Genomic DNA, 10,788 nt, shown 5'->3' with positions numbered 1-10,788 from the left:
TGAGGCCGACTCATAATTTTTGTGTTTAAAATTTTTTTCTTATTTTTTTATCCTTTAATTATTTATACTAGGAAGTACAATCTATTATTAGAGTTAATTAACTTCTTGGTTGTGTTTTTTATGGTTTTGAGAGAGGATAGAATTGGTCAACAATTATTAATTCCTTTAGACTTGAGAGAGTTGATTCCAAAAGATCATCCGTGTTATTTTATTCAAAACGTTGTGGATGAAATTGATTTCTCGAAAGTCGATTTGAATTATTGTTATAAAGCAGGTAAACCTGCTTATTCTCGTAAAATGTTGTTACGACTTGTTTTAATGGGTGCTTTTGACGGAGGATTGTCTGGAAGACAAGTAGCTGCTAAAGCAGCTACAGATGTCAGTTATATGTATCTAGCAGGCATGGAAAAACCAGATTTCAGAACAATCAACAGATTCAAAGTAGATCACGCAGAACTAATTGACGAAGCATTTAAAACAACAGTTCTAATGGCAAAAGAATTAGATTTAGTAAAACTCAAACACATAGCAATTGATGGAACAAAAATCAAAGCCAAAGCATCAATAAACAATTTAACCAACCAAGAACAAGTAGACCTCTTAAAAGACATCTTAAAAAAGAGCATTGAACTCGACGAAGAAGAAGATGAAATTCTCGGAGACGAATCAGGAAATTCAGTACCAAAAGAACTAATCGACAAAGAATCATTCGAAAAAATCTACAAAAAAGTAACAGAAACCACAAAAGGCGACAGAAACGAATTCAAACTACGAAGAAGTAGCAAAAAATTATTAGAACAATCACAGAAGGATAAAAAATCCGCAGAAAAAATTTTAAAAAAAGTAGAAAAAATCGATTCAGAACTCCAAAAGACCACCAATGATGTAATCAGCATCAACGACCCAGAATCAAGATGGATGCTAAATAAAAAAAGCAAATGGGAATTTGATTACAATTTACAAATAGGAGTAGATGATTACAAAGGAATAATCGTATCATCATCACTAACACAAAATCCAACCGACGTATTCGAATTAATTCCACAAATAGAACAAGTAAAATCCATATTTGGAGAATTACCTCCAAATACACAAATTTCAGCAGACAACGGATACTCAACAAACGAAAACATAGACTATCTCGCAGAAAACCACCTCGATGGATACATATCCACACGAAAACTCTCAAGAAAACTCAAAAAAATCAACAAAAATGATAAACCATTCGGAAAAGACAAATTCACCTTCGATTTAGAAAAAAACACATATATCTGCCCAATGGGACAAATACTCGAAAACCAAAAAAGTTACAAAAACAACACACGAATCGCATACTGGACAAAAAACTGCAAAACATGCCCAAAACACCAAGAATGCTGCGGAAAACAATATTCTAGAATAATTACAGATTATGGAAATCCAAACAAGATTAAAATGCTCAGAAAAATGGAAACCGGATGGGCTCAAGAAATCTACAAAAAAAGATCAAAAACCGCAGAATGGCCATTTGGAAACATAAAACAAAATCTAAAAGTAACAGAATTCAACACAGTTGGACTAAAAAGAACACAGACAGAAGCAAAATTACTCGCAATATCACACAATTTAAAACGAATATACAACGAAACAATACAAAACGAACTCATACACCAAAACAACAAACAAAATACCTAAAAAACATGTAAAAAAAAATTATTTAAAAAAATAATTTTGAGTCGTCCTCAAAATAAAAAAATAATATGGGAATAAAATAATCATCGAGGGAAATATCATGAAAAATTACTCCTGCAGCAATTGTGGAATTATAAACTGCAAACACCAAGATTCAGAATATCCTAAATTCTGTCCAACAAAAGAATTAACAAGTGATGAAATAATAGAAATTGAAAAACTCTACAATGAAGATAACAACAAAGAGATATCAAGGATCTCAGCAGAAATAGAAGAAGAGTTCTACTGCAAATACACAAGAGTAGAAGAAATCATAGAATTTGCCAAAAGACTAAAAATGAATAAAATAGGAATAGTTGCCTGTGTGGGGCTAATGGAAGAAAGCAGAACATTTGCCAAAATCCTTGACAAACACGACTTTGAAGTATATTCCGTAGCATGTAAAGTCGGAGCAATGAAAAAAACAGAAATGGCCGGTGTAGATGATAAAAAAACAAATATAACTGGAAATATAATGTGCAATCCGATACTGCAGGCAATAATACTCAATAATGAAAAAACAGACATTAACGTAATAATAGGGTTATGTGTAGGTCATGATAGTCTTTTCTATAAATATTCTGATGCCCTATGCACAACACTTGTAACAAAAGACAAAGTACTCGCACACAATCCTGTGGGAGCGTTATACCAAACAAACACCTATTATAAGAAGCTGATGAAAAGAGATTAGGTCAAATCTTTAATTTGATTCATATGTCCTTTTACCACCATGGCCTCCGAAGATTTGCCATTTTCCAGTGTTCAATTTATTAAATAGATTATTTCTTTCTTCTCGACAAAGGTCAGAATCAAAATCAACTGAGGTCATTAAAATTGGAGCATATCTATTATATTCTGCCTGTTTAGGAATCATGTCTTTCATATTTATAAAAATGTCTCCTGTAAATGCAATTTTATGTTCAAAATCAATTAGAACAGATTCTCCAGGAAGATGGCCTCCTTTTCCTTCATAAAGACTAAAATGCAATTCACCAAAATCAAAAACTCCAGTTTGTTCAAGGGGTTTTGTTATTGTTTGTTCATCCCCTACAACCTGAATTTTTTGAGGGGAAACAGGTTTATATGAAGTTAATATATTGCAAATACGGATATATGGTTTGTGAAGTGGATTTTTTTCACGGAAATTGCTTTCATTGTTATATTCTGATTTCAGTGATTCTGCACTTTTGCTGCTGGCATAGACAATGTCAAAAAGGGGCAACAGTCCGCAGTGGTCAACGTCGGCATGGGTTATGAATACCTCTTTTGAAGTATTGTCAAAATCAGTGATGATTTCCTTGATGATTGAAAGCATTTCATCTTCATAGCAGGCATATCCGGTATCAATGAATAAGTACTTGCCATAGCTTTTTATGATTGCAATGTTGCTTCCGCATGGAGGTTCGATAAGTGTTATTTCGCTATTTTCGGTTATTTTATGCTTTGTTATTCTTGGTGTGAAATTCTCTCCTTTTGAAGCTGCAATGATTTCTGTAAATCGGCTTATGCTGTCAAAGGTATGGAACGGCAAAACTCCGCTTTCGTTAAGCATTTGCATCACAAGGTTTGTATTGATGATCAGTTCATTTTTGGATTCATCTGAGATATCCATTGTGGAGGATATCTGATTTACAAAGTTGTTGTAAAAAAAGCTATTGTCGTAAATCTTATTGGCGTAATCTGAATTAATTACTTTAATTGGACATAATTCGCTTGCTTTTTTGATGAATGTGCTGACATTTTCTTGGTTTTCAACAACGAGGCCCATCTTAAAGAACTGGAATTCCTTATCTGTCTGTTGGGAACTGATATATGTAATGTTGAAATTAAAATCACTGATTAACTCTAAAATTGGTGTAACAGCACCGGGGATATCTTTAAGCTTAAATTCAAGTAGCACTACATCGCGATGATCCAAATCATGGTGGATATAACCTATTGACATTAATTCCTGAGTCGCTTTTTCAAGACTTTCTGGACTGCCTTCAACATCGATAAATAATAAATGAGAATCCACAGATTTATTATAACTCACACGTGTAATGTTTATACCCAAATCGGACAAGCATTTGCTTGCTTTTAAAAATGCACCGATATGATTGGGCATTTTTGTAATGAATGTCTTATTCATGTCACCACTGTAAAATATTTTTACTTTTATTTTATATGATTATTAAAAATCTTTTTTACAATAATATGTATTTTAGTTATTATTGTTAATGGTTTGTATGTATTTGTTTAATGTTCATAATGCAATTTCTTTATACGGACAGTAGCATTAGAGGTAGTTTAGATTGGGCAAAATTTCGCAACATTGAAATTCCCATTCTCTCATTAGAAATACAAGAAAAAAATTACTTTAGTATTTCATTGGTATGTTGTTAGTTTGAGAGAATTTGACAAGCAATATTTGTTCGTTATATATGAAATAAAATTCACTAAAAAGTGGGGTATAATTCATCTACTTTTTTACCGTTATTTGTTCGTAATATATCAAACAAGAATCAAAAAAGTAGTAGATAATTTCTATACTATTATGCAAACAGTTACATGAAGTTGGTTAAAATGAATCAGAAGTTGCATAATCCGGACTCACCATTGTTAATCGAGGATGTTAAAGATGGTGAAACCGTAAAGGAAATTTCAGAGCCAAGCTATATTGATGCTCAAAATAGATTGATGTAGTTTTTAGTTAGGCCTTTGATATTTGATGTTCATAGAATGCATTTGAAAATCAATCTTACAGAATTGTGGTGTTCTTGCAGTATTATGTAAAAATTCCATCCAAAAATTTAATCGTTTGGAAAGCAAATATAAAATTAAGTTCATGTTTAAGTTTGAATGTTAAAATATTTTTTAAGATAATATGTTGGAGGATTAATAAGTGTGAATGAAAAGGCTAACGAGAGTTCTTGGTTTCCGTTAATAGTTGTGGCTTGTGCTTCCTTTATTATAGTGTTGGACTCTTTCTTCATGAATGTTAGCATTTCTCGAATTGTTGTTGATTTGAATGCTGATGTTAGTACTATTCAAATGATTGTGTCGTTTTGTACTCTTATCACTGCTGCGTTGATACTGTTCAGTACCAAACTTCAGGACATAGTTGGTAAAAAGAAACTGTTTGTAATTGGCGCGGCACTTTTTGGTATAGGAATATTTGCTGCAGTATTAAGTTCAAGTGTTACAATGTTTTTTGTCGGATGGGCAGCGATTAAAGGTGTTGCTGCGGCATTAATGCTGCCTGCCATAGTTTCAATAATAAGCGGAATATATTCCGGCAGAAAGCGTACAATTGCTTTGGCAACTCTCGGGGTAATGGCAGGACTTGCAGATATTTTAGCTCCGCTCCTTGGTGGGCTTATTACAACTTTTTTCAGCTGGAGATACACTTTCGCATTTGAATTAATATTCATTTTATTTATTTTAGTAATGCAAAATAAAATACCTGATTTTAAGCCTACTGAATCTAAAAGCGATCTTGATATTATTGGTGCTATATTTTCCGGTATATGTCTTCTTTTGCTTGTGCTTGGTATTTTGACTCTGACTAATGATGTTGCTGCCAGCATAACTGAGATAATTTTGGGATTGATAGTCTTAGCAATCTTTATATGGTTTGAACTCAAAAGAAAAAGGTCAGGCAAGGTGCCATTGCTTGATGTTGAATTATTTAGAGACAAAAATTTGCGTATAGGTACATCTATTAAGTTATTATATAATATTATAATATCTGGAACATTTTTTGTAATGGTTCTGTTTTTCCAAAGTGTATTGCAGTTAAATCCATTCGATACGGGGTTGGCTTCACTTCCGTTTGTTATGGCTTTGTTTATTTTTTCATTGACCGCTCCAAATCTAATAGGAAAACTGAATCACAAGACACTCATGGCAATAGGATGTATAATATCTATTGTAGGATGTCTGATTTTAAGTTATCAATTTAAATTAAATGTAAACATGCTGGATTTAATTCCGGGGCAGTTTTTACTTGGGACAGGTATTGGTTTTATGATGGCTTTAGCAGCGGATGTTGCATTATTCGATGTTCCTGCTGAAGGCCAAAATAATGCATCTGGTATTATTACAACTGGTGAGACATTAGGTTCCTCATTGGGTACAGCAATCATTGGAATAATTCTAATTCTTGGAGTTATGGGCGGTATTAGTACTGCAGTCGATACCTATGCGCCTGATTATTCAGGAGATGAACAATTCCATCAGGAGGTCTATGACTACTTCCAAAAATTAGACACTATAGAGGGACAAGATAGTATTGTTGTGAATACTGCAGATATAATTATTCAGAATGCAATGGCAACCGTAATGTATGGATTAGCCATCGTGTTAGCAGCTATGTTAATTATAACGCTGCGGATAAAAAACAATAATATTAAAAAACAATGAGGGACAATCTCTCATTTGCCTTTTTTTTTTAAAAATGGTTTGAGTGTTGGCAGAAATTATTTAGTTTTGATTTATTTTGTTTGCATGATATAGAATAAATTTTACTAAAAGTAGTAGATAATTTGAAGTGTGTTATGCCAACAGCAACATGAACTTGTCAAAAGAAACCAGAAGTTGCACAATCCGTCATCACCTCTGCTGATTGGGGAAGTTAATGATGAGGAAATTAAAGAAATCAGAGAACCGAGTTATATTGATAGACAGCAAAAATTAATTTAAATATTTTTAACTATTGTATTTTCAATTGAATTTTTATTTAAGGTAAAAATTGTTTTGTAATGTAAAATTGCTCTTATTTACAATAGAAACTACTTAAATTATTGGATTTAAAGTTTATATTAAGAATTTATTTTATGGGGATGTTTGCTGATTTTGATTTTAATTAATTTGTATAATCACTTAAATAAAATCACTATAAACAAAATTGATGAAAAACATAAAATTTATATGATGAAAAGTATAAAATAAATTTAGTGAAAAGTATAAAATAAAATAGGTGAAAAGTATAAAAAAGTGATTGAGATGAAAGAATATTTGCCAAGATATACTGACCGTGAACTGAAAGAATCTCTTGAATATATGGGTGCTGTACTGATAACCGGTCCAAAGTGGTGTGGTAAGACCACAACAGCCAAACAACAATGCAAAAGCCTGAAAGAATTGCAACATCCAGTTCATGGAAAATCTTACTTAAAACTTGCTGACACCAATCCTATTGAATTGTTAAAAGGAGATAAGCCAATGCTGATTGACGAATGGCAGATGGCCCCCGAACTATGGGATACCGTAAGATATCTAGTTGATGAATCGGATGAAGAGGGACTGTATGTCCTCACGGGTTCAACAATAGTTGATGAAAGCAAAATCATGCACTCTGGAGCAGGTAGGATAAAAAGAATCGTAATGCGCCCTATGAGCCTATTTGAAAGCGGAGAGTCCACAGGAGCAATATCATTAATGGATTTGTTTGATGATAAGGATTTAGAGATTGATGGTGTAACATCAGAATTGACAATACCTGACTTGATATTCGCTGCCTGCAGAGGAGGCTGGCCTGAATCCCTTAACAAAAAAACCAAAAAACAGCAGCTGGCAATCGTATCTGATTACATTGACATAATATGCAATAGTGATGTTTCAGAAGTTGATGGTGTTAAACGCAACCCTCAAAGGGTAAAAGCTATCTTAAAATCATATGCCCGAAATATTTCAACATTGGCAACCAAAAGAACACTCATGAAGGATGTACGGACTGAACACGAGGATATCTCTGCACCAACATATAATTCATACATCAATGCCCTTGAAAGGTTATATGTCATTCAAGACATTCCTGCATGGTCACCAAACATCAGATCAGCAAATACAATCAGAAAATCCCACAAAAAGGAATTCATTGATCCATCAATAGCAGTGGCAAGCCTTAACTTGACACCCGAAAAATTACTGAAAGATTTTGAAACCTTTGGATTCATATTTGAGAATCTTTGCATACGTGACCTGCTTGTTTATTCAAGTTCAGTCAACGGAGAAGTGTTATATTACAATGACGACAGTGGCCTTGAAGCGGATTGTGTCATATATCTAAGTGATGGAAGATATGCATTGATAGAATTTAAATTGGGCAGTCGTGAAATTGAAAAAGGGGCAGAAAATTTACTCAAGTTAAAGGAATTAATTAAAAAAAGTGTGGAAAACAAAAAAATTGATTTGGAAGAACCAAGCCTTTTAGCCGTAATTACTGGTGGGGATATGGCCTACACTAGGGCTGATGGGGTGAAAGTTATTCCGATAGGATGTTTGCGATAAATGTTTTGTTGTGGTTTTTTGATATTATGACATTTTGAGGGATTGGACAAGTAAAAATGTTTCATATTTGCTGAATAAGTTTTATCAAAAAAGTAATAGATAATTTCTATACTGTTATGCAACCAAAATTTAAAATTAAACCTATTCCACTATTATTTTTTAAAATTAAAATGAATGAGATTAACCGAGTCAATCTCATTAAGCGGATATTAAAACTTGTTCATCTTCCGTTTCAACAGTATCGCTGTCAACGACTTTCCCGTCACTGTATAGTTTGACGGTTAGTTTATTTGAGGACGAATCTGCTTTTGAAAGATCTATATCTATATCGCTGGCCTTTGACTTGCCCAGGTCAATTTTCTTATTTCCTGTTCCGGAGATGTCATCCATCTCAACATCTTCAGATGAGACGCTTCCTTCCCATTTCCCGTCAGTTATGATTTTTACCTCATAATTGTGGGGATTGTCATCTGATGCTGTTGCATTCGAATCAAGAAATGCATTTGGGTCGAATATGAAAAAGCCAACTACTATTCCAATCATAATTAAAATCATTACACCGAAGATTGCAAGGGTTATGATTCTATCGGCCACAAATATTCCCAGCAAAAAGTCCAATAATCCCATTTCAATGCCTCCATTTTGAGTTATTGTTATATATGAATCTCATTTTAATTGAGATTTTTCAATTGAAACTATAAGAGAAGTTCACAAAAAAATAAGAAAAAAGTAGATGAATATTCATCTACTTGACTTTAATGGTTGTTTTTATTGTGTCTTTTAGGTAGGTCACTTGGACTGTGTATGTTTTACCTTTTTTGAGTTTGTTGATGACTTTTTTGCCTAATGTTTTTTGTGCAACGCCTTTTGCATTGGTTTTGGCAGTGTAGGTTTTACCGTTCAATTTGAATTTGATGGTTTTGCCTTTTTGGAGTTTGCCGTTGATTTTAAGGGTTGCTTTCAAGGTAAATTTCTTAGCAGTCTTTTTGACAGTGACTTTACTTGTTTTAAGCACCTGTTTTACAGTAACCTTGTTGGTGTAGGTTTTGCCGTTGTAGACAGTTTTGATTGTGTATGTCTTAGGAATGTCAGTAATTTTAACTTTGGCGATTCCTTTACTATCTGTTTTGGCAGTGGTTGTTTTACCATTGATTGTGAATTTAACAACAGCACCCGCACCAACAGCATGACCGTCAGCAGTTACAGCCTGAACGGTGAAGTAAGATCCACTACCATAATCAACAGTGATATCCTTATTGTTGATGATTTTGCTGTCATCAGCAACGGTATATACTTTTAGACATGCAATATAACCTAAATCATAAGCATCTTGCCAGGTTTTCCCGTCAAATGAAACAAATGAAATGTTTTGAGTATAATGAACCCGGGTATCCTCCAAGAGAAGGTATGGCACCCAATTTGAGGTTATTGCTGCTTTGAAGACATCACCTTTATTGACTGGCACGTAACTGTCTAATTTGATGGTGTGATAACCAACATATGGGGATACTCCTTCCTGAGTCAATTTTAATTCATCGTTTACATAAATCTTGACAGTATAGCTGACGCCGCTCTCGTTGAAGTATGTTCCGACACCTGCAATCAAATCATCATCCAGTGCATCAAAGACATTCATGTAACTTCCTTCACTCGCTTCATAATTGGAAAGCCATGTAATGTCATATTGATAGTTTTTATTGTATGGCACAGTATTTTCGATTATGGTAGCTGCGGCGTAATCAATAACCTTTCCTGGAGTATATGCCAGGAGAGATTGGTCATAATATGAAACATATAAAAATCCATTGTCTCCCCAGTCTGAACCATAACTGTTTTTGATAATCCATGCACCGTCACCCGGAGGTGTGATTAGGAATTTTTCTTTTGGGAAGTTATCGTCCCATCCGATAATGGATACTTCATGGTTTGCAGATTCAGGCGCATCGACATATTGTGCATAGGTTTCTGGATTATAATAAGGATTTTCCTCATTAAATGAGGATTGTCCGAAAAATGATACGTCCAGAGATCCATATTTCAAGATTGCAAGTTTCATTTGTGTGCCGTTTGGTATTTCATTGTTAGGGATGAATATCACATCCTGAACATGAATGTCCTGATTGGTTGTGATTGGCACTGTAATTTTTCCAAGTTCATCATAAGTGTCTGCTTCATATGGAATTGCTCCAAGCCAGCTCAATAAATAACTTACAGAAGCAAGATTGGCTCCACCTTCAAATACATCCAAAGCACCATAAGGAGAATATCTCATCACAGTTTTCATGTTATTCATAGAAACGTTAAATGAGATTCCAGTAGCTTTTAATAATGCTGATTCAAGGGCGGATGTCATTCCAAATGTCCAGCATGCACCCATCCATCCTTGATCTTTGACTGATGATACCCATCCCCAGTCACGCAAATCAAATCTGGTTGGAATAACATCAACATTAATGGTATTGTTAACCAGGACCAACTCCATACCTTCTCCAACCATTATTGTTGCATAGAATGTGTTATTGGTTGAAACAGTATCATTATTTAAAACAGTGCTCGCATCTATATTGCATTCTTTATCAAAAACACTAAAAACGGCATTTGTATTGTTTTTGAATGTTGAACCTTTAATGTTCAATGAACTATCATAGGCATATATTGCATTGCCTTGACTTGCAACATTGTTGAAGAACTTGGAGCCTGTTATGTTTAGTGTAGAGATATCTGAGAATATTGCTCCACCGGAAGTTGGATAACTTTCAATTATGCCTGCACAATTTGATTTAAAAGTACAATTGTTGATTT

Annotated in this window: 9 protein-coding genes; 6 read left to right on the top strand and 3 right to left on the bottom strand. The window is 33.8% G+C overall.

Annotated features, from left to right (window positions below; all coding sequences use genetic code 11):
• Nucleotides 1–120: 120 nt before the first annotated feature.
• Complete coding sequence (locus tag ACKI32_RS03380) at nt 121–1,674, top strand: IS1182 family transposase (RefSeq protein ID WP_407413496.1); 1,554 nt, start codon at nt 121–123, stop codon at nt 1,672–1,674.
• A gap of 97 nt (nt 1,675–1,771) precedes the next feature.
• Nucleotides 1,772–2,404 carry a DUF1847 domain-containing protein gene (locus tag ACKI32_RS03375; protein ID WP_407413494.1) on the top strand — a complete coding sequence of 211 codons (633 nt, stop codon included), beginning with the start codon at nt 1,772–1,774 and terminating at the stop codon, nt 2,402–2,404.
• Between the two features lie 9 nt (nt 2,405–2,413).
• Here the strand turns inward: ACKI32_RS03375 and ACKI32_RS03370 are convergent, their stop codons facing one another.
• The gene (locus ACKI32_RS03370; RefSeq protein ID WP_407413492.1) at nt 2,414–3,844 is read right to left on the bottom strand and encodes an MBL fold metallo-hydrolase; all 1,431 of its coding nucleotides are present in this window, start codon (nt 3,842–3,844) and stop codon (nt 2,414–2,416) included.
• 419 nt (nt 3,845–4,263) lie between these two features.
• Here ACKI32_RS03370 and ACKI32_RS03365 point away from each other — a divergent pair, with 419 nt between their 5' ends.
• From ACKI32_RS03365 to ACKI32_RS03350, 4 genes are all read left to right on the top strand, one after another.
• Nucleotides 4,264–4,398 carry a hypothetical protein gene (locus ACKI32_RS03365; RefSeq protein WP_292809443.1) on the top strand — a complete coding sequence of 45 codons (135 nt, stop codon included), beginning with the start codon at nt 4,264–4,266 and terminating at the stop codon, nt 4,396–4,398.
• A gap of 201 nt (nt 4,399–4,599) precedes the next feature.
• On the top strand, nt 4,600–6,117 hold the full coding sequence (locus tag ACKI32_RS03360; protein WP_407413489.1) for an MFS transporter: 1,518 nt from the start codon (nt 4,600–4,602) through the stop codon (nt 6,115–6,117).
• 129 nt (nt 6,118–6,246) lie between these two features.
• Entirely contained in the window at nt 6,247–6,396 is a 150-nt protein-coding gene (locus ACKI32_RS03355; protein ID WP_407413487.1) for a hypothetical protein, read from the top strand.
• A 303-nt stretch (nt 6,397–6,699) separates the two neighbouring features.
• Nucleotides 6,700–7,986 carry an ATP-binding protein gene (locus ACKI32_RS03350; RefSeq protein ID WP_407413485.1) on the top strand — a complete coding sequence of 429 codons (1,287 nt, stop codon included), beginning with the start codon at nt 6,700–6,702 and terminating at the stop codon, nt 7,984–7,986.
• 198 nt (nt 7,987–8,184) lie between these two features.
• Here ACKI32_RS03350 and ACKI32_RS03345 read toward each other — a convergent pair whose 3' ends face one another.
• Nucleotides 8,185–8,613: a hypothetical protein gene (locus ACKI32_RS03345; RefSeq protein WP_407413483.1), complete on the bottom strand. Its 429-nt coding sequence runs from the start codon at nt 8,611–8,613 to the stop codon at nt 8,185–8,187.
• Nucleotides 8,614–8,731: 118 nt separating this feature from the next.
• A partial coding sequence (locus ACKI32_RS03340) for a C1 family peptidase (RefSeq protein WP_407413481.1) occupies nt 8,732–10,788 on the bottom strand: 2,057 nt, incomplete at its 5' end.

Origin of the sequence: Methanobrevibacter sp., assembly GCF_045611865.1 — an archaeon.
GTDB lineage: Archaea > Methanobacteriota > Methanobacteria > Methanobacteriales > Methanobacteriaceae > Methanocatella.
This window is presented reverse-complemented; position numbering and strand designations above follow the sequence as displayed.